Annotated in this window: 15 protein-coding genes; 12 read left to right on the top strand and 3 right to left on the bottom strand. The window is 70.5% G+C overall.

Features of this window, described 5'->3' with window-relative positions; genetic code table 11:
- Positions 1–11: 11 nt before the first annotated feature.
- Positions 12–3,002: a bifunctional [glutamine synthetase] adenylyltransferase/[glutamine synthetase]-adenylyl-L-tyrosine phosphorylase gene (locus ABZ848_RS02175; RefSeq protein WP_360823786.1), complete on the bottom strand. Its 2,991-nt coding sequence runs from the start codon at positions 3,000–3,002 to the stop codon at positions 12–14.
- A 136-nt stretch (positions 3,003–3,138) separates the two neighbouring features.
- On the opposite strand from ABZ848_RS02175, the gene ABZ848_RS02170 reads away from it, so the two are divergent.
- From ABZ848_RS02170 to ABZ848_RS02150, 5 genes are all read left to right on the top strand, one after another.
- Entirely contained in the window at positions 3,139–3,651 is a 513-nt protein-coding gene (locus tag ABZ848_RS02170; RefSeq protein ID WP_360823783.1) for a pyridoxamine 5'-phosphate oxidase family protein, read from the top strand.
- A gap of 34 nt (positions 3,652–3,685) precedes the next feature.
- Complete coding sequence (locus tag ABZ848_RS02165) at positions 3,686–4,126, top strand: VOC family protein (RefSeq protein WP_360823780.1); 441 nt, start codon at positions 3,686–3,688, stop codon at positions 4,124–4,126.
- Between the two features lie 151 nt (positions 4,127–4,277).
- Entirely contained in the window at positions 4,278–5,171 is an 894-nt protein-coding gene (locus tag ABZ848_RS02160) for an alkaline phosphatase family protein (RefSeq protein WP_360823777.1), read from the top strand.
- A gap of 1 nt (position 5,172) precedes the next feature.
- Positions 5,173–6,468: an MFS transporter gene (locus ABZ848_RS02155; protein ID WP_360823774.1), complete on the top strand. Its 1,296-nt coding sequence runs from the start codon at positions 5,173–5,175 to the stop codon at positions 6,466–6,468.
- Entirely contained in the window at positions 6,465–7,487 is a 1,023-nt protein-coding gene (locus ABZ848_RS02150; RefSeq protein WP_360823771.1) for a TolB-like translocation protein, read from the top strand. The genes ABZ848_RS02155 and ABZ848_RS02150 overlap by 4 nt, the downstream gene beginning before the upstream one ends.
- Positions 7,488–7,490: 3 nt before the next feature.
- Here the strand turns inward: ABZ848_RS02150 and ABZ848_RS02145 are convergent, their stop codons facing one another.
- Positions 7,491–7,718 (bottom strand): hypothetical protein, encoded by a 228-nt coding sequence (locus ABZ848_RS02145; RefSeq protein WP_360823768.1) that lies wholly within the window; start codon positions 7,716–7,718, stop codon positions 7,491–7,493.
- 111 nt (positions 7,719–7,829) lie between these two features.
- Positions 7,830–9,191, bottom strand: coding sequence for a glutamine synthetase family protein (locus ABZ848_RS02140; protein ID WP_360823766.1), 1,362 nt, complete (start codon positions 9,189–9,191; stop codon positions 7,830–7,832).
- Between the two features lie 303 nt (positions 9,192–9,494).
- Here ABZ848_RS02140 and ABZ848_RS02135 point away from each other — a divergent pair, with 303 nt between their 5' ends.
- The 7 genes from ABZ848_RS02135 to ABZ848_RS02105 all read left to right on the top strand — a co-directional run bounded on the left by ABZ848_RS02135 (position 9,495) and on the right by ABZ848_RS02105 (position 19,796).
- Positions 9,495–10,178, top strand: coding sequence for a DUF3105 domain-containing protein (locus tag ABZ848_RS02135; protein ID WP_360823763.1), 684 nt, complete (start codon positions 9,495–9,497; stop codon positions 10,176–10,178).
- Between the two features lies 1 nt (position 10,179).
- Complete coding sequence (locus ABZ848_RS02130) at positions 10,180–10,809, top strand: DUF305 domain-containing protein (RefSeq protein WP_360823760.1); 630 nt, start codon at positions 10,180–10,182, stop codon at positions 10,807–10,809.
- Positions 10,810–11,101: 292 nt separating this feature from the next.
- Positions 11,102–13,003: a S53 family peptidase gene (locus ABZ848_RS02125; protein WP_360824330.1), complete on the top strand. Its 1,902-nt coding sequence runs from the start codon at positions 11,102–11,104 to the stop codon at positions 13,001–13,003.
- A gap of 228 nt (positions 13,004–13,231) precedes the next feature.
- Entirely contained in the window at positions 13,232–15,418 is a 2,187-nt protein-coding gene (gene helR / locus ABZ848_RS02120; RefSeq protein WP_360823757.1) for an RNA polymerase recycling motor ATPase HelR, read from the top strand.
- Positions 15,419–15,468: 50 nt separating this feature from the next.
- Positions 15,469–15,870 carry a DUF6153 family protein gene (locus tag ABZ848_RS02115; protein ID WP_360823754.1) on the top strand — a complete coding sequence of 134 codons (402 nt, stop codon included), beginning with the start codon at positions 15,469–15,471 and terminating at the stop codon, positions 15,868–15,870.
- Positions 15,871–16,000: 130 nt separating this feature from the next.
- Positions 16,001–17,635: a multicopper oxidase family protein gene (locus ABZ848_RS02110; protein ID WP_360823751.1), complete on the top strand. Its 1,635-nt coding sequence runs from the start codon at positions 16,001–16,003 to the stop codon at positions 17,633–17,635.
- Positions 17,636–17,744: 109 nt separating this feature from the next.
- The gene (locus tag ABZ848_RS02105) at positions 17,745–19,796 is read left to right on the top strand and encodes an NAD(+) synthase (RefSeq protein ID WP_360823748.1); all 2,052 of its coding nucleotides are present in this window, start codon (positions 17,745–17,747) and stop codon (positions 19,794–19,796) included.
- Positions 19,797–19,800: the final 4 nt, after the last annotated feature.

The following is a 19,800-nucleotide window of genomic DNA, read 5'->3' as shown; positions in this document are numbered from 1 at the left end:
CCCCGGCGGCGCTACGCCCCGTAGAACAGCACCTCGACAACGGCCCGAGCCCGCCGAGCGGTCCTCCGGTACGCATCCAGCATGTCCCCCACATGCCCGTCCGCGTACCCCAAGTACCGCCCCACCGCGGCAAGTTCACGCCCCCCGGACGGAAACGTGTCCCCCGCCCGCCCCCGCACCAGCATCACGGCGTTACGCACCCGAGTCGCCAGCACCCAGGCCTCGTCAAGGATCTCGGCGTCCTCACCGGAGATGAGCCCGGCGGCCCGCGCCGCCGCGAGGGCCTCCCGGGTACGCGTCGTACGCAGCCCCGGCTCGACCCACCCGTGCCGCAGCTGCATCAGCTGCACGGTCCACTCGACATCCGACAATCCCCCGGGCCCGAGCTTGGTGTGCAGCTTCGGATCGGCCCCCCGAGGCAGCCGCTCGGACTCCATCCGGGCCTTCAGCCGCCGGATCTCCCGCACCGCGTCGTCCCCGAGCCCCTCCGCCGGATACCGCAACGGATCCACGAGCTCGATGAACCGCCGCCCCAAGTCCTCGTCCCCCGCGACCGGTTCGGCCCGCAACAAGGCCTGCGACTCCCACACCAGCGACCACCGCCGGTAGTACGCCTCATACGAGTTCAGCGTCCGCACCAGCGGCCCGGACTTGCCTTCAGGCCGCAGATCGGCATCGACCAACAGCGGCGGATCGGCACTGGGGATCTGCAGCAGCCGTCGCATCTCGGCGACGACCTTGTTCGCCGCCTCGGAGGCGGACTGCTCCGGCACCCCGGGCCGCGGCTCGTGCACGAACAGGACGTCGGCGTCCGACCCGTACCCCAGCTCATGCCCCCCGAAGCGCCCCATCCCGATGACGGCGAACCGGGTCGGCAGGGTGTCCCCCCAGGTGTCCCGCACGACCGCCCGCAGCGTGCCCGCGATGGTCGCCGCGGTCAGGTCGGAAACCGCACCCCCCACCCGGTCCACCAGCGCACCCTGGTCTGCCTCGGCAGGCTGCGTCTCGGTGCCGTACGACCCCACGATGTCGGCCGCGGCGGTACGGAACAGCTCCCGCCGCCGCACGCCACGCGCCGCGGTGACCGCCTGCTCGGCGCTGTCCGCACGGCTGACCGCGGCGAGGACCTCCTGCTCCAGCGCGGCCCGCCCCCGCGGCGCCAGCCCCTCGTCGGCGCCGAGCAGCGCCACCGCCTCGGGAGCGCGCATCAGCAGATCGGGGGCCAGCCGCCCCGCGGACAGCACCCGCGCGAGGTTCTCGGCGGCCGCGCCCTCGTCCCTCAACAGCCGCAGATACCAGGGCGTCTTGCCCAGGGCGTCCGACACCTTGCGGAAGTTGAGCAGCCCCGCGTCCGGGTCGGCGGAGTCCGCGAACCACCCCAACAGAACAGGAAGCAGGGTCCGTTGGATCGCCGCCTTCCGGGTGACCCCGGACGCCAGCGCCTCCAGATGCCGCAGCGCGGCCGCGGGATCCCCGTACCCCAGCGCGACGAGCCGCTCCCGAGCCGCCTCCGGACTCAACCGTGCCTCTCCGGGCGCGAGTTGGGCGACGGCATCCAGCAGCGGCCGGTAGAAGAGCTTCTCGTGCAGCCGCCGTACGACGGCCGCGTGCCGGCGCCACTCGCGGTTCAGGTCGGCGACCGGGTCGGCGCGCAGCCCGAGCGAGCGCCCGATGCGCCGCAGGTCGGCCTCGTCCTCGGGCACGAGATGCGTGCGCCGCAGCCGGAACAGCTGGATCCGGTGCTCCATGGACCGCAGGAACCGGTACGCCTCATCGAGCTGGGCGGCATCGGCGCGCCCCACGTACCCACCCCCGGCAAGCGCCTGAAGCGCGTCGAGAGTGGTCCCACTGCGCAACGAGCCGTCGTCCCGTCCATGCACCAACTGCAGCAACTGCACGGCGAATTCGACGTCCCGCAGCCCACCGGGACCGAGCTTCAGCTGCCGGTCCAGTTCGGCGACGGGAATGTTCTCGACGACCCGCCGGCGCATCTTCTGCACGTCGGCGACGAAGTTGTCCCGCTCGGCGGCCTTCCACACGAGCGGCTCCAGGGCGGCGACGTACTCCTCGCCGAGCTCCGGGTCACCGGCCACGGGCCGCGCCTTGAGCAGCGCCTGGAACTCCCAGGTCTTGGCCCACCGCTGGTAGTAGGCGAGATGGCTGCTGAGGGTCCGCACGAGCGGCCCGTTGCGCCCCTCGGGCCGCAGATTGGCGTCGACGGGCCAGATCGACCCCTCGACCGTCGTCTCCGAACAGACCCGCATCATGTGCGAGGCGAGCTTGGTCGCGGACCGCAGCGCCTTCCCCTCGTCGGCCCCGTCGACGGCCTCACCGACGAAGATGACGTCCACGTCCGACACGTAGTTCAGCTCGTGCCCACCGCACTTGCCCATCGCGATGACGGCGAGCCGGCACAGCGCCGCGTCCTCGGGCGCGGCGGCGCGGGCGATGGCGAGCGCGGCGCGCAGGGTCGCGGTGGCGAGGTCGGCGAGCTCGGCGGCGGTCTCGGCGACGTCGGTCGTACCGCACACGTCACGCGCGGCGATGGACAGCAGGCACCGCCGGTAGGCGACCCGCAGCGACACCGGATCGACCGCCTCGGCGAGCCCCCGCTCGAACTCCTCGACCCCCGGATGCAGATCCTGCGGCTCGTACATGACCAGCGCCTGCCAGTCCTGCGGATGCCGCGCGAGATGGTCGGCGAGCGCGGCGGACGCCCCGAGCACCCCGAGCAGCCGGTCACGCAGCGGCTTGGCCGCTATCAGCGTGTCGAGCAGCTCCCGCCGGGCCGTGACCCCGGGCTGCGCTTCGAGCAGCCGTACCAGCCCGACGAGCGCGAGATCCGGGTCGGCCGTGGCCCCCAGCGCGTCCAGCAGCACCGGATCATTGCGTACGGCGGTCAGCTCGGGCCCGTCCAGCAGTCGCTCGGCGGCCGACGGATCGGTGAAGCCGTGCCGCAGCAGCCGCGTGAAGGTACTGCTCCTGCGCCCCGGCGCCGTCATCCTCGGCCTCCCGTCGGATCAAGGTCGTACTGGCCCGAGCCTAACCGCACCCACTGACACAAGCGCCTGCACAGGCACCGATGACTTCCGCGGTCGGGCGGGGTCTGCACTGTCGAGGAGCAGTCGAGGAGGACCCATGCCGCACAACGAACCGCAAGCCCGTCTGGACCGCCGCTACAGCGACCCGAAGGCCATGCCACCGCCCTGGTCCGAGGCCGGGACGAGGCTCGCCGACGCCGAGCTCTTCTGGATCTCGACGGTACGACCGGACGGGCGCCCCCATGTGACCCCGCTGCCCGCGGTGTGGTCGGACGGAGCCCTCCACTTCTGCACGGGCCCGGAGGAGCGCAAGGCGAGGAACCTCGAAGCCAATCCGCACGTCGTGCTGACCACCGGGACCAACACCTGGGACAAGGGCTACGACCTGGTGGTGGAGGGCGAGGCGGTGCGCGTGACCGACGAGGACCGGCTGCGGGTGCTGGCCGCCGCGTGGGAGGCGAAGTACGGCAGCTTCTGGCACTTCGAGGTGCGTGACCGGGCGTTCCACCACGGTGGCGGTCACGCGTTCGTCTTCTCGGTGGCGCCCCGCACCGTTTTCGGCTTCGGTAAGGGGGAGCCGTTCAGCCAGACGCGGTGGCGATTCGGATGACGTGACCGGGACGGCGTACGACAAAGGAGTCGTTATGGACATGAGCCTCGAAGTGATCCTGCTCCCCGTCTCCGACGTGGACCGGGCCAAGGAGTTCTACCGGGACAAGGTCGGCTTCCACGTGGATCTCGACGGCGAGGTGATGGAGGGGGTGCGGATCGTGCAGCTCACCCCGCCCGGCTCCGGCTGTTCGATCGCGCTGGTCGACGGCCTGCAGGTGCCGACGGGGACGCCGCAGCCGGGGACGTACCACGGGATGCAGCTCTGCGTGACGGACGCGAAGGCGGCGTACGACGAACTGACCGCGCGCGGCCTGGAGATCACCGAGCCGCAGCAGTTCGCGCCGCAGGACGGGGCGACGTTCATGTACTTCAAGGACCCGGACGGCAACGGCTGGGCGATCCAGGAGTACCGCCGCCGGGCCACCGAACCGCTGCACAAGGTGCTGGCCGAGCTGGCCGCCAAGAAGCAGTAGGGCAGCGGTAGTTGAGGTCGGAACGATTCGCCTGACTTTAGTTCATCCGCTCTTCACCCTGCGGGTTGGGTGACGTGGGGCGGGGGAATGTTGGCGTGTGCATGCTCTGTCCGCACCGCCGCCCCCGCCCTTCCCCCCTCCGGAGGTTGATGTGTCCGGCAGTTCTGCACATACGGCGTTCCGCCGCGGCCGTACCGCCGTGGCGTCCGCGCTCGCCCTCACCGCGGCGGCCGTCGGTCTGTGGACCGGCCTCGGCGGCTCCTCGTCCGCCGCGGCCGGTGTGCCCTCCCCGGACCACGTGGTCGTCGTGGTCTTCGAGAACCACGCGTACAGCCAGGTCATCGGCTCCTCCAGCGCCCCGTACATCAACTCGCTGAAGACCGGCGGCGCCAACCTCAGCCAGTCGTACGCCGAGACCCACCCGAGCCAGCCCAACTACTTCGCCCTGTTCTCCGGCTCCACCCAGGGCATCACGGACGACAGCTGCTACACGCCCGGCTTCTCCTCGGCCGCCAACCTGGCCTCCGAGGTGATCGCCGCCGGCGGCACCTGGGCCAGCTACAACGAGACCCTGCCCAGCCAGGGCTCCACGACGTGCAGCAGCGGCAACTACGCGCGCAAGCACAACCCGTGGTTCGGCTTCAGCAACGTCCCGACCTCGACGGCGAAGACCTTCGCGCAGTTCCCGACCGACTACTCCACGCTCCCGGACATCTCCTTCGTCGTCCCGAACCTGTGCAGCGACATGCACGACTGCTCGGTGTCGACCGGTGACACCTGGCTGAAGAACAACCTGAGCGCGTACGCCACCTGGGCCAAGACCCACAACAGCCTCCTCGTCGTCACCTTCGACGAGGACAACCGCCTCTCCGGCAACCGCATCCCGACGGTCCTGTACGGGCAGCCGGTCACCGCGGGCTCCAGCAGCTCGACCACGTACAACCACTACGACCTGCTGCGCACCCTGGAGGACTCGCAGGGCCTGACGACCCACGCCGGCAACGCGGCCTCCGCGTCCGACATCACGGGGATCTGGGCCTCCTGACATGTACGTAGCGGACAGCCGCGCAAGCACAACCGCTGCTGCGCAGGCGTCCGCGGAAGGTACCGCCCGGCGCGTCTCCGCCGGGCGGTACCGCACCGCGGTCGCCCCCACGGTCCTCGCGCTCGGCACGGTCAGCCTGATCACCGACGTGTCCTCGGAGATGGTGACCGCGGTCCTCCCCCTCTACCTGGTGGCGGGCCTGGGCCTCTCCCCGCTCGGCTTCGGGCTCCTGGACGGCATCTACAACGGCTTCTCGGCCCTGGTACGACTGGCCGGCGGCCACCTCGCCGACCGCGGCGGCGGCCGCCACAAGTGGGTGGCGGGCCTGGGCTACGGCATCTCGGCGGCCTGCAAACCCCTGTTGCTGCTGGCCACCTCCCTCACCCCCATCGGCCTGATCCTGGCGGCCGACCGCACGGGCAAGGGCCTGCGCACGGCCCCCCGCGACGCCCTGATCTCCCTCTCCTCCACCCCCCAGACCCGTGGCCGCGCCTTCGGAGTACACCGCGCGATGGACACGGCGGGCGCGCTGCTGGGCCCGCTGGTCGCGTTCCTGATCCTGCGGGCGACGGTGGACGGCTACGACGCGGTGTTCACGGTGAGCTTCTGCGTGGCGGTGGTGGGGGTGCTGGTGCTGGTGCTGTTCGTGCCGGGGGCGTCGGCGTCGGCGTCGGGGGCGGCATCAACGGCGGAGACGGCGGTACGCCCCACCATCCGCGCCGCCCTCCGCCTCCTCCGCGTCCGTGACCTGCGCCGCATCACGATCTGCGCGCTGCTCCTCGGCCTGGCCACGGTCAGCGACTCCTTCGTCTACCTACTCCTCCAGCGACGGCTCGGCGTCCCCGACCGCTGGTTCGCGCTGCTCCCGCTCGGCACGGCGGCGGCGTTCCTGCTGCTGGCGATGCCGCTCGGCCGGCTGGCGGACCGGATAGGCCGCTGGCGGGTCTTCCTGGCGGGACACGCGGCGCTGCTCCTGGCGTACACCCTCCTGCTCACGTCCTGGCACGGCCCGGCGCTCCCCTACACGGTGCTCCTGTTCCACGGCACCTTCTACGCGGCGACCGACGGCGTGCTGATGGCTGCGGCCTCGGACAGCGTGCCCGAGGAACTGCGCTCCTCGGGCCTGGCGGTCGTACAGACCGGACAGGCCATGGCCCGGTTCGCGTGCTCACTCGGCTTCGGCGCGGCATGGAGCCTGTGGGGCGACCGTACGGCGCTGCTGGCGTCGACGGTGGCGCTGGCACTGTGCGCGACGGTGTCGTTGACGGCGCTGCGGCCCAGGGAGGCGGCGGTATGACACTGCGCAACCGCGTCCTGGTACTCGCCGCGGCGGTGCTCGCCCTGGCGGCGGTGGCCGTGGCCTCGATCCTGCACGCGTCGGCGCGAGCGGACCGCCGCAACCAGACCCAGCCGGGCGGCCCGAGCGTGACCGAGGGAAGGGTCACTCTCACGACCCCCGGCAGCATGGTCTTCCGCAACATGGCCTGGGGCCCGCACCGCGACGAACTCACCACAGTCCCCGCCTCGAACCCTTCCGGCCCCCGCACGGCCTCCGGCGCCAAGTGCCTGCGCTTCTACGCCGCGTCGGGCACGGGCGTATGCCTCCAGGCGATACACGGCACGGTCTCGGACACGTACCGGGCGGTGATCCTGGACGCGCACCTGAAGGAGAAGGCGAGATACGACGTCCCGGGCATCCCGTCCCGGGCCCGGGTCTCCCCCACCGGCCACTTCGCGGCGTGGACGGCCTTCGTGGGCGGCGACTCGTACGCGGGCACGAACTTCTCGACGCGAGCGGCGATAGTGGACGTCCGAACGGGCAAGCTGACCCCGTCCCTGGAGGCGTACCGGATCCTCAAGGACGGCCACGACTACCGCGCACCGGACGTGAACTTCTGGGGCGTGACCTTCGCCTCCGACGACCGCACTTTCTACGCGACGCTGGCGACAAAGGGCAAGACGTACCTGGTCCGAGGCGACCTCCACACCCACACGGTCACAACCCTCCACACGAACGTCGAGTGCCCGTCCCTGTCCCCCGACGGCATGCGCATCGCATACAAGAAGCGGGTACAGGGCCTCCCGAAGGACGCCCCCTGGCACCTGTACGTCCTGAACCTGCACACGATGCACGAAACAGCCCTGGCGGAACCCCGAAGCGTCGACGACCAGGCAGTCTGGAAGGACACCCGCACGATCGTCTACGCCCTCCCGGGCGACTACGGAGCGGACCTCTACACAATCCCGGCAGACGGGAGCGGGAAGCCGCGGCGGATCAGCACGGCGGCCGTGTCCCCCGCGTACATCGGCGGCTGACCGTCAGTCGCCCTGCTGCCCCGCCCGCCTTCGCGCCCTGACCTCCACGACAGCCCCCACCACGACCGACAGCGAAACGGCCAGCCACGTCACCTGGCTCCACGACTCGCCCAACCAGAAGTGCGAGACCAATGCGGCCGCGCCGAAGCACAGCACCACCCAGACCAACCCCACCCAGCGGCGAGCCCGCAAGGCCCGCAGCCGACCGGCCGTACCCCGTTCGTCGGACATACCCAACTCACTACCACGAAGCCGCCGTGGCGTAGAGACGCGGTGAGGCCGACGGTCCACGACCGTCGGCCTCACTCGTCGAATCGGCGGCAAACCCGCCCCGACCTGCCCCTACAGCACCGGCAGATTCTTCCGCAGCTCGAACGCCGTGACCTCCGAGCGGTACTCCTCCCACTCCTGCCGCTTGTTGCGCAGGAAGAAGTCGAAGACGTGCTCGCCCAGGGTTTCGGCGACCAGGTCGCTGCGTTCCATCAGGGTCAGGGCCTCGCCCAGGTTCTGGGGCAGGGGCTCGATGCCCATCGCGCGGCGCTCCGCGTCCGAGAGGGCCCAGACGTCGTCCTCCGCGCCCGGCGGGAGTTCGTAGCCCTCCTCGATGCCCTTGAGGCCGGCGGCCAGGAGGGTCGCGTACGCCAGGTACGGGTTCGCGCCGGAGTCCAGGGAGCGGACCTCGACCCGGGCCGAGCCCGTCTTGCCGGGCTTGTACATCGGGACGCGGACCAGGGCCGAGCGGTTGTTGTGGCCCCAGCAGATGTAGGACGGGGCCTCGCCGCCGGCGCCCGCCGTGCGCTCCGAGCCGCCCCAGATGCGCTTGTAGGAGTTCACCCACTGGTTGGTGACCGCGGAGATCTCCGCGGCGTGGCGCAGCAGGCCCGCGATGAAGGAGCGGCCGACCTTCGAGAGCTGGTACTCCGAGCCCGACTCGTAGAAGGCGTTGCGGTCGCCCTCGAAGAGGGACAGGTGCGTGTGCATGCCCGAGCCCGGGTGCTCCGAGAAGGGCTTGGGCATGAAGGTCGCCTGGACGCCCTGCTCCAGCGCCACCTGCTTCATGACCAGGCGGAACGTCATGATGTTGTCCGCCGTGGACAGCGCGTCCGCGTACCGCAGGTCGATCTCCTGCTGGCCCGGCGCGCCCTCGTGGTGGGAGAACTCGACCGAGATGCCCATCGACTCCAGCATGGTGATCGCCTGACGGCGGAAGTCCATGCCGATGTTCTGCGGGGTGTGGTCGAAGTAGCCGGAGTTGTCGGCCGGGGTCGGGCGCGTGCCGTCGAGGGGGCGGTCCTTCAGGAGGAAGAACTCGATCTCCGGGTGGGTGTAGAACGTGAAGCCCAGGTCGGAGCCGCGGGTCAGGGCGCGCTTGAGGACATAGCGCGGGTCCGCGAAGGACGGGGAGCCGTCCGGCATGAGGATGTCGCAGAACATCCGGGCCGTGCCGGGGGCCTCCGCGCGCCAGGGCAGGATCTGGAACGTCGACGGATCCGGCTTGGCGATCATGTCGGATTCGTATACGCGCGCGAAGCCCTCGATGGCCGAGCCGTCGAAGCCGATGCCCTCGTCGAAGGCCTGTTCCAGCTCGGCGGGGGCCACGGCGACGGACTTGAGGAAGCCCAGCACGTCCGTGAACCACAGCCGTACGAACCGGATGTCGCGCTCCTCCAAGGTCCGGAGCACGAACTCCTGCTGCTTGTCCATCTTCCGCTTCCCCATCCTTGCTGGTCAGGCCGCCTGTCTCCCTGTCCCGCAGGAGGCGGTCGGGCACCTGAGCATCACACCACAACAGCATTTCATGCGCGTTGCCGACCATGATCGTGCGGCCGACTCCGGTCCGAACGCCTCACCAACGGCGGGTGTACTGCTCACCGCCCATCTTGCCTGCTCGGACCGACATCCGTAATGGGAGACCCGGGAGAAGGCCCTACGCGCCTCCGCCGAGCCTGTGAGTCCCATTAGGATCAGCTCTTCCAGCGTCCCCTTCCCCCAGAAGGACACACACCCATGGCCTCCGGCAACAAGACCAGCGGCGCGGCACGCAAGGCTCGTATAGAGGAGATGCGGCGCGCCGAGCAGGCCCGTGAGCGGCGCAACCGGATCCTGGTGATCGCGGCGAGCACGGTGGCCGTCGCCGCTCTCGTGGTCGGCGGGGTCTTCGTCGTGAAGTCGCAGAACGACGACAAGAAGTCGGACACCGCGAGCGACTCCAAGGGCGGCACCTCCGGGGACTCCGGGCACTTCACCACCGCCGACAAGAACGGCGTGCGGGCCTGGACGGGCAAGCTGTCCCGCAACCACGTCCAGGGCACCGTGAGCTACCCGATGCACCCGCCGGTCGGCGGCAACCACAACCAGGTGTGGCTCAACTGCAACGGCAACGTCTACACCAAGGCCGTGCACGACGAGAACGCCGTGCACGCCCTGGAGCACGGCGCGGTCTGGGTGACGTACACCGACAAGGCGAAGAAGTCGGACGTGGACGCGCTGGCGGCGAAGGTGAAGCAGACGCCGTACTCCCTGATGAGCCCGTACGCGGACCAGACCTCGCCGATCGAGCTGTCGGCGTGGGGGCACCAGCTGAGCGTGACGAGCGCCGACGACCCGAAGGTCGCGAAGTTCTTCGAGACGTATGTGCAGGGCAAGCAGACGCCGGAGCCGGGGGCCTCGTGCACGGGCGGGACGATGTGACGTGAGGAAGCAGCACATCGGCTGGATCGCGGGGACCGCGGCGGCGGTGCTGGTCGCGGCCGGCGCGATCACGTACGCGGTCGCCGAGGACGGGGACTCCGGCCCGAGTACCCCGTCCGCGGACTCGGCGGACGCCGGGTTCGCCCGGGACATGGCGGTCCATCACCAGCAGGCCGTCGAGATGTCGTACATCGTCCGCGACCGCACGAAGAACGAGGACGTACGGCGTCTCGCCTACGACATCGCGCAGACGCAGGCCAACCAGCGCGGCATGCTGCTGGGCTGGCTGGACCTGTGGGGGCTGCCGAAGGTGTCGGCCGATCCGCCGATGACCTGGATGGGCATGGGCGACATGGCCTCCGGCAAGGACGGCGCGCTGATGCCGGGCATGGCGACCAACACCGAGCTGAAGAAGCTCGGCACGCTCAGCGGCAGGCAGGCCGAGGTCTTCTACCTCCAGCTCATGACGGACCATCACAAGGGCGGCATCCACATGGCCGAGGGCTGTGTCTCCAAGTGCACGGTCGACGTGGAGAAGCGGCTGGCCCAGGGCATGGTCGACGCGCAGCAGTCGGAGATCGACCTGATGGCGACGATGCTGAAGGAGCGGGGCGCGAAAGCCCGCGGCTGACGACGGCAAGGGTCCCCCGGCGATCGCAATCATGCCGTAACAGTTGAGGGCCCGTCGAAACCGCCCCAAAGGCGCGGTAATTGACGCCACTTGAGACTTCCTTGGCCTTTTCATTCCCCTGGCATGAACGGTTCATCGAAAGAGTGACCCCCATCGCTTGATCCACTGCCCGCGCCTCCGCCGCGGAGCGGGTCGTCCACGCGGATCACTGCGACGACCAACCACACATGCGAAGAACCGCATCGCAGGGGGTTCTATGAGATCCAACCGCGCCAGAATGCGCGCCGTGAGCATGGCGGCAACACTGCCCATGGTCGCCGGTGCGCTGGCGCTCGGCATACCCGCGGCGCACGCCGCGGACAACCCGGGCCGGGACGCCCTCGCGGGCACCAGGCCCGCCTGGGCCACGGCCAAGGCGGACAAGGGCGCCACGTCGAACGGCGCCCAGGTCTCCGCCCGGGTCTACCTGGCCGGCAAGGACGCGACGGGCCTCGCCGCGTACGCGAAGGCCGTGTCCGACCCGAGCTCGCCGCTGTACGGCAAGTACATCAGCGCCAAGAAGGCGCAGGCCCGGTTCGGCGCGACCAAGGCCCAGGTGGCCGCGGTCAAGTCGTGGCTGACGGCCTCCGGCCTGAAGGTCACCGGTGTCACGCAGCACTACGTCTCCGTCACGGGTGACGTGGCCGCCGCCGAGAAGGCGTTCGGCACCCAGCTGCACAACTACACCAAGGGTTCGAAGACCTACCGGGCACCGGCGAAGACCGCCTCCGCCCCGGAGAGCCTGAACGGCGCCGTCCTGACCGTCACCGGCCTGGACAACGCTCCGCACAAGGCGAACCACGACGACCAGCTGCCGCCGCCGGAGACCGTGTTCCGCAACTCGGGGCCGTTCTCCTCGTACTACGGCTCGAACATCGCGAGCACGCTGCCCGACGCCTACGGTTCGAAGATCCCGTACGCGATCCAGGGCTACACCGGCAAGCAGCTGCGCGCCGCCTACGGTGCGGGCAGCTACACCGGCAAGGGCGTCCGGGTCGCCATCACGGACGCGTACGCCTCGCCGTACATCGCGTTCGACGCGCAGACGTACGCGTCGAAGCACGGTGACGCCAAGTGGTCGACGGGTCAGCTGCACCAGGTGCTGCCCAAGAACTACACCAAGACCGACGAGTGCGGGGCGGCCGGCTGGTACGGCGAGGAGACCCTCGACGTCGAGGCCGTGCACGCGGTCGCGCCGGCCGCGGACGTCACGTACGTGGGCGCCTCGTCCTGCTACGACGACGACCTGCTGGACTCGCTGAGCAAGGTGGTCGACAACCACCTCGCCGACATCGTCTCCAACTCGTGGGGCGACATCGAGGCCAACCAGACGCCGGACCTGGCGGCCGCGTACGACCAGGTCTTCCAGTTCGGCGCGGTCGAGGGCATCGGCTTCTACTTCTCCTCCGGTGACAGCGGCGACGAGGTCGCCAACACCGGTACGAAGCAGGTCGACACCCCCGCCAACTCGGCCTGGGTGACGGCGGTCGGCGGTACCTCGCTGGCGGTCGGCAAGGGCGACAAGTACCAGTGGGAGACCGGCTGGGGCACCGAGAAGGCTCTGCTGTCGGACGACGGCAAGAGCTGGGTGGACTTCCCCGGCGCGTTCACCTCGGGTGCGGGTGGTGGCACCAGCAAGACGGTCGCCGAGCCCTACTACCAGAAGGGTGTCGTCCCGAAGGCGCTCGCCACGGCCAACAGCGCCGCCGGCAACCGCGTCGTGCCGGACATCTCGGCGGTCGCCGACCCGAACACCGGCTTCAAGGTCGGCCAGACCCAGACCCTCCCGGACGGGACCCTGGGCTACGACGAGTACCGCATCGGCGGCACCTCGCTCGCGGCTCCGGTGATCGCGGCCGTGCAGGCCCTGGCCCAGGAGGCGCGCGGCGGCAAGGCGATCGGTTTCGCCAACCCGCTGATCTACTCCAAGTACGGGTCGAAGGCGTACCACGACGTGACCGACAACCCGACGGGCTCCGGCCTGGCGGAGGCCCGCGTGGACTTCGCCAACGGCTACGACGCGACGGACGGTCTGATCACCTCGGTCCGCAGCCTCGGCAAGGACAGCTCGCTGTCCGCGGTCAAGGGCTACGACGACGTCACCGGCGTGGGCACGCCCGCGAACGGCTACGTCACCTCGTACCGCCGCCGCTGATTCATTGCGTCACTGATTCACTGAGAACCGCCCGCGGTCTCCCCTTCGGGGGGCCGCGGGCGGTTCTTTGCGCGTGGTCCCAGAAATGACAAAGGCAAGGAGGTCTGTCACTCCTTGCCACTCTCAACGTATAGCGCACCGGGGGGCTTGCGGCAAGGCCCCCCTCGTGCCGCAGAATCGCAGGCCGAAACCCAGAAGCTGGGGAAATGGGGGAATGGAGAAGTGTCTGTGGTCCTGTCGGCATTCGATCTGCCGGAACGTCTCTCCGCCAAGGCCGACCCGGCGCTGATCGCCGGTGACGAGCGGCATTTCGTGGCGATCGCGGAGTGCCTGGAGAAGTCGATCGCCGAGCTGACCGAGCGGCTCGACACCGTACGCAGGGCGCCCGGCGGCACGGGCCAGGAGGCGATGGACCGGGACATCGAGGTGTACCGGCTCTCCGCCCGCCTGCGCACGCTGCGCCGCTTCGGTCTCGACCTGTGCCTCGGGCGCATGGTCGCCGCGGACGGCTCCGAACCGGTGTACGTCGGCCGGCTCGGCCTCACGGACAGCACGGGCCGCCGGCTGCTGATCGACTGGCGTTCCCCGGCGGCCGAGCCGTTCTTCGGCGCGACGCACGGCAATCCGATGGGGCTGGCGAGCCGTCGCCGGTACCGCTGGACGGGCGACCGGATCGGCGACTACTGGGACGAGGTGTTCACGCCGGACGCGTTCGCGGGGCACGCGGCGCTGGACGACCAGTCCGCCTTCATCGCGAGCCTCGGCGGCAACCGGTCAGGACGGATGCGGGACGTGCTCGGCACCATCCAGGCTGACCAGGACGCGATCATCCGCGCGGGTTCGCGCGGTGCGCTCGTCGTCGACGGCGGTCCGGGTACGGGCAAGACGGTGGTCGCCCTGCACCGCTCGGCCTACCTGCTGTACTCCGACCCGCGCATCGGCCACCACCGGGGCCGCGTCCTGTTCGTCGGCCCGCACCGGCCCTACCTGAACTACGTCGCCGACGTCCTGCCCAGCCTCGGCGAGGAGGGCGTGCAGACCTGCGTCCTGCGGGACCTGGTCGCCGAGGGGGCCACGGCGACGGTCGAGTCCGACCCGGAGGTCGCCCGCCTGAAGTCGTCCGCGGACCTGGTACGGGCGATCGAGACGGGCGTCCGCTTCTACGAGGAGGCACCCACCCAGGGCATGACGGTCGAGACCCCCTGGGGCGACGTCCGGCTGAGCCCCGCCGACTGGGCCGAGGCCTTCGACGCGGCGGAGCCCGGCACCCCGCACAACGAGGCACGCGACCAGGTCTGGGAGGAACTGCTCACGATCCTCGTCGACAAGCACGAGGAGTCGTACGACGGGAACGGCGACGTCGGCGAGGACGACGAGGACGGCGGGGCCCCGGTCGAACTGATCCGCAGGTCGCTCACGCAGAACAGGGAGCTGCGTACGGCGTTCAACCACGCCTGGCCGCTGGTCGAGGCGGCCGACCTGGTCGCGGACCTGTGGTCGGTGCCCGCTTTCCTGCGGCTGTGCGCGCCCTGGCTGGGCGCCGAGGACGTCAAGCGGCTCCAGCGCGCGGACACGCGCGCGTGGACGGTGTCCGACCTGCCGCTCCTGGACGCGGCCCGGCAGCGGCTCGGCGACCCGGAGGCGTCCGCGCGCCGGCGTCGGCAGCAGGCCGAGGCGTCCGCCGAGCGCGAGTACCGGGCCCAGGTGACCGAGGACCTGCTCAGGACCGACGACGACTGGCAGCGCATGCTGATGACGATGCTCACCACCCAGGACCTGCAGAACACCCTGGCCGACACGGACGCCGTGCCCGTCGTCGAACCCGACCTGCTGGCGGGCCCGTTCGAGCACGTCGTCGTGGACGAGGCGCAGGAACTGACCGATGCGGAGTGGCAGATGCTGCTGCTGCGCTGCCCGTCCCGGAGCTTCACGATCGTCGGGGACCGCGCCCAGGCCCGGCACGGTTTCACGGAGTCGTGGCGGGAGCGCCTGGAGCGGATCGGCCTCGACCGCGTCCGGCTCGCCTCCCTGAGCATCAACTACCGCACGCCGGAGGAGGTGATGACGGAGGCCGAGCCGGTCATCCGGGCCGCGCTCCCGGACGCCAACGTGCCGACGTCCGTCCGCAGCAGCGGCATCCCCGTCGCCCACGGCTCCACCGCGGAGCTGGACTCGGTCCTCGGCACCTGGCTCACCGGCCACCCCGAGGGCGTCGCGTGCGTCATCGGCGCCGACGCCTTCCAGGAGACGCCCCGCGTCCGCTCGCTCACCCCGGAGCTGGCGAAGGGCCTGGAGTTCGACCTGGTCGTCCTCGTCGACCCGGAGGAGTTCGGCGAGGGCATCGAGGGGGCGGTGGACAGGTATGTGGCGATGACCCGGGCCACGCAGCGTCTGGTCGTGCTCACGAGCTCGTAGACCCGCCGGACCTTACGGCACGTATACCCATCGGGGGTATAGTGCGGGGCATGACAGGCCCGAGGAGACGGACGCACGGACGGCTGCTGCTGTTCGCCGCCCTGCTCCTCGGCATCCTGACCATGCACACGCTGGGGCATCCCTCGGACCACGGCTCGGGCTCCGTCTCGCCGGTCGGCATGCACCGGAGCCACGAGGTCGCGGCGGCCCACCCGCACGAGTCGGTGGGCGCCGCGAACGCGATGCCGTCGATGAACGGCATGGATCCCACGTCGGTGTGCGTGGCGGTACTGGGCACGTTCACGCTGCTCCTGCTACTGGCGGCCGCGTACGGCGGCACCGGCCAGGTCCGCCTCGCACCACCCCGCCCGGCCCGCCTCCTCCGCGACCTGTGGCCCAATCCGCCCCCTCCCGGACTGCTCCTCTCCCGTCTGTCGGTGCTGCGCATCTAGGCCTGCGCACCGGCTGCTTCGGCCTGCCCGCGATCGGGTGGGAACCTCCGCGCGTCGAGCGGTGTACCAGAAGCAGCAGATGCGTCCAGGCCAACCACCAGCACCACTCACGACGAGGTGTCAGCAAGACATGCGTACTCACACGCGCCGCTCCGTGCTCGGCGCATCCATCGCCGTCGCCGGGACGGGAATCCTGGCCGCCTGCTCGGGCTCGGGCTCGGACCACTCCGGCCACGGAGGCGGCTCCACGGCGGCCGTCCCCAAGGGTTACGTCGACCCGGCCGGCGAGCAGGTCGCCGCCGCCGAGAAGAAGCGCGCCGCCACCGGCAGCGGCACCGTCCGAAAGGTCCGCCTCACCGCCGCCGAGACCGGACTGGACCTCGGCGGTCGTACGGTCAGGTCTTGGGCGTACGGCGGTGAGCTCCCCGGCAGGGAGGTCCGCGTCACCGCCGGCGACACGCTCGACTTCACCCTGGCCAACCACCTCCCGGCCGCCACGTCCCTGCACTGGCACGGCCTCGCCCTGCGCAACGACATGGACGGCGTCCCCGGCCTCACCCAACGCGCGATCAAACAGGGCGGCGAGTTCACATACCGCTTCACCGTCCCGCACGCGGGCACGTACTGGTTCCACCCCCACTCGGGCGTCCAGCAGGACCGGGGACTGTACGCACCGCTGATCGTCGAGGACCCCAGGGAGCCCCTCGCCTACGACAAGGAGTGGGTGGTCGTCCTAGACGACTGGGTGGACGGCGTGGACGGCTCGACCCCGGACGCGGTACTGGCGGAGCTGCGCGGGGGCATGGGCGGCGGGATGGACATGGGCGACGGATCCGACGGGTCCGACGATTCCAGCAACTCCGGCCACGACATGTCCAACATGTCCATGTCGACGGGCGCCGGAGCCTCCGCGTCTCCCTCCGCGACCGGCCCCTCCCGCATGCTGATGGGCGCCGAGAGCGAGCTGCTGGGCGGCGACGCGGGTGACGTGGCGTACCCGTACTACCTGGTCAACGGGCGTACGGCGAAGGCCCCTTCGGGCTTTCGGGCCCGGCCCGGGGACCGCATCCGGATCCGGTTCGTCAACGCGGGCGGGGACACCGCCTTCCGGGTCGCCGTCGGCGGCCATGAGATGACGGTGACGCACACGGACGGCTTCCCGGTCCGGCACGCGCGGACGGACGCGCTGCTGATCGGCATGGGCGAGCGGTACGACGTGCTGGTGACGGCCGGCGACGGCGTCTTCCCGCTGACCGCGCTGGCCGAGGGCAAGGAGGCGTCGACGATGGCGGTCCTGCGCACCGGCGGCGGCACGGCACCCGCCGCGACCGTCCGCCCGAAGGAGCTCGACGGACGAGTCCTGACCGCGGACAAGCTCAAGGCCGACGAGTCCGTGGCGCTCCTCCGCAAGGAGCCGGACCGGACGATCAGGCTCCAGCTGACCGGCGGGATGATGCACTACGACTGGGCGTTCGACAAGAAGCCGTACACCTCCACGCAGCGACACGCCGTGCGGGCCGGTGAGCGGGTCCGGCTGGAGTTCGAGAACTCGACGACCATGTGGCACCCGCTCCACCTCCACGGCCACACCTTCGCGCTGGCCAACGTGGTGGACGGCCCGCGCAAGGACACGGCGGCGGTGCTGCCGAACGGCACGCTCACGGTCGACTTCGAGGCCGACAACCCGGGGCTGTGGATGGTCCACTGCCACAACGTCTACCACGCGGAGGCGGGAATGATGACCGTGCTGGGGTACCGGGACTGAGGGCGCGAAGGCGCGGGGCGTGGGGCGACCCACACCCCGCACCACCCCATCGCGTCGCTCTGACGATTAGACTCCGCAGTACCGGATCCCTTCTTGCGAGGAAGCACCGTTGAACTTCTGGTCGATCTATCAGCACGGCTTCGCACGCGTCGCCGCGTGCACGGGCCACACCGTCATCGCCGACCCGCACGCCAACGCCGAGGCGGTCCTGCGCCATGGGCGCCGGTGCGCCGAGGAGGGTGTCGCCGTCGCCGTCTTCCCGGAGATGGGGCTGTGCGGCTACTCGATCGAGGACCTGCTGCTCCAGGACGCGCTGCTCGACCAGGTCGAGGCGGCGCTCGGCGAGGTGGTGGCCGGATCGGCGGAGCTGCTGCCGGTACTGGTCGTCGGCGCCCCGCTGCGCCATCGCAACCGGATCTACAACTGCGCGGTGATCGTGCACCGCGGCCGGATCCTCGGCGTCGTGCCGAAGTCGTACCCGCCGAACTACCGGGAGTTCTACGAGCGCCGGCAGATCGCCGACGGTGCCGAGGAGCGGGGCGGGTCGATCCGGGTCGGCGGTGAGTCCGTGCCGTTCGGCGTGGATCTGCTGTTCGAGGCGGAGGACGTGCCGGGGCTGGTGCTCTTCGCGGAGATCTGCGAGGACATGTGGGTGCCGGTGCCGCCCAGCGCGGAGGCGGCCCTCGCCGGCGCGACCGTGCTCGCGAACCTCTCGGGCAGCCCGATCACGGTCGGCCGGGCCGAGGACCGCAAGCTGCTGTGCCGCTCGGCGTCCTCGCGCTGCCTCGCCGCGTACGTCTACTCGGCGGCCGGTCTGGGCGAGTCGACGACCGACCTGTCCTGGGACGGGCAGACCATGATCTACGAGAACGGCGTGCTGCTGGCCGAGACCGAGCGCTTCCCGCTCGGCGACGAGTACGCGGTGGCCGACGTGGACCTGGACCTGCTGCGGCAGGAGCGGGCGCGGATGGGCACGTTCGACGACAACCGCCGTACGCACGCGGCACGCACCCGTGACTTCCGTACCGTCGGCTTCGAGCTGGATCCGCCGCTCACCGATCTGGGCCTCAAGCGCCGGCTGGAGCGTTTCCCGTTCGTGCCGGCCGACGCCGACCGGCTCGCCCTGGACTGCTACGAGGCGTACAACATCCAGGTCGAGGGCCTGCAGCAGCGGCTCGCGGCGATCGGTGGCCCGAAGGTCGTCATCGGGGTCTCCGGCGGCCTCGACTCGACCCACGCGCTGATCGTCGCCGCCCGGGCGATGGACCGTGCGGGCCGGCCGCGCAGCGACATCCTGGCCTGGACACTGCCCGGCTTCGCCACCAGCGAGCACACCAAGGAGAACGCCCACGCGCTGATGCGCTCGCTCGGCGTCACCGCGGCCGAGCTGGACATCACGCCGACGGCGCGGCTGATGCTGTCGGAGATGGACCACCCGTTCGCGTCCGGCGAGCCGGTGTACGACGTCACCTTCGAGAACGTCCAGGCGGGCCTGCGCACCGACTACCTCTTCCGGCTGGCCAACCAGCGCGGCGGCATCGTGCTCGGCACCGGTGACCTCTCCGAGCTGGCGCTCGGCTGGTCCACGTACGGCGTGGGCGACCAGATGAGCCACTACAACGTCAACTCGGGCGTGCCGAAGACGCTGATCCAGCACCTGATCCGGTGGGTCATCAGCAGCGGGCAGTTCGACGAGGAGACCGGCAAGATCCTCTCCGCGATCCTCGACACCGAGATCAGCCCCGAGCTGGTACCGGGTGAGGAGATGCAGTCCACGGAGTCGAAGATCGGCCCGTACGCGCTGCACGACTTCACGCTCTTCCATGTGCTGCGGTACGGGTTCCGGCCGTCGAAGATCGCCTTCCTGGCCTGGCACGCCTGGCACGACGAGGAAGGCGGCGAGTGGCCCCCCGGCTTCCCCGAGACCAAGCGGGTGGCGTACGAACTGCCGGAGATCCGGCGCTGGTTGGAGGTCTTCTGCAAGCGGTTCTTCGGGTTCGCACAGTTCAAGCGGTCCGCGATGCCGAACGGCCCGAAGGTGTCGGCGGGAGGGTCGCTGTCGCCCAGGGGTGACTGGCGGGCACCTTCGGACAGTTCGGCGCGGGCGTGGCTGCGGGACCTCGAGCGGTTCGACTGGGAGCTCGTGGACGCGCGTAAGTAAGGCG

Source organism: Streptomyces sp. NPDC047081 (assembly GCF_040643775.1).
Classification (GTDB): Bacteria; Actinomycetota; Actinomycetes; order Streptomycetales; family Streptomycetaceae; genus Streptomyces.
This window is presented reverse-complemented; position numbering and strand designations above follow the sequence as displayed.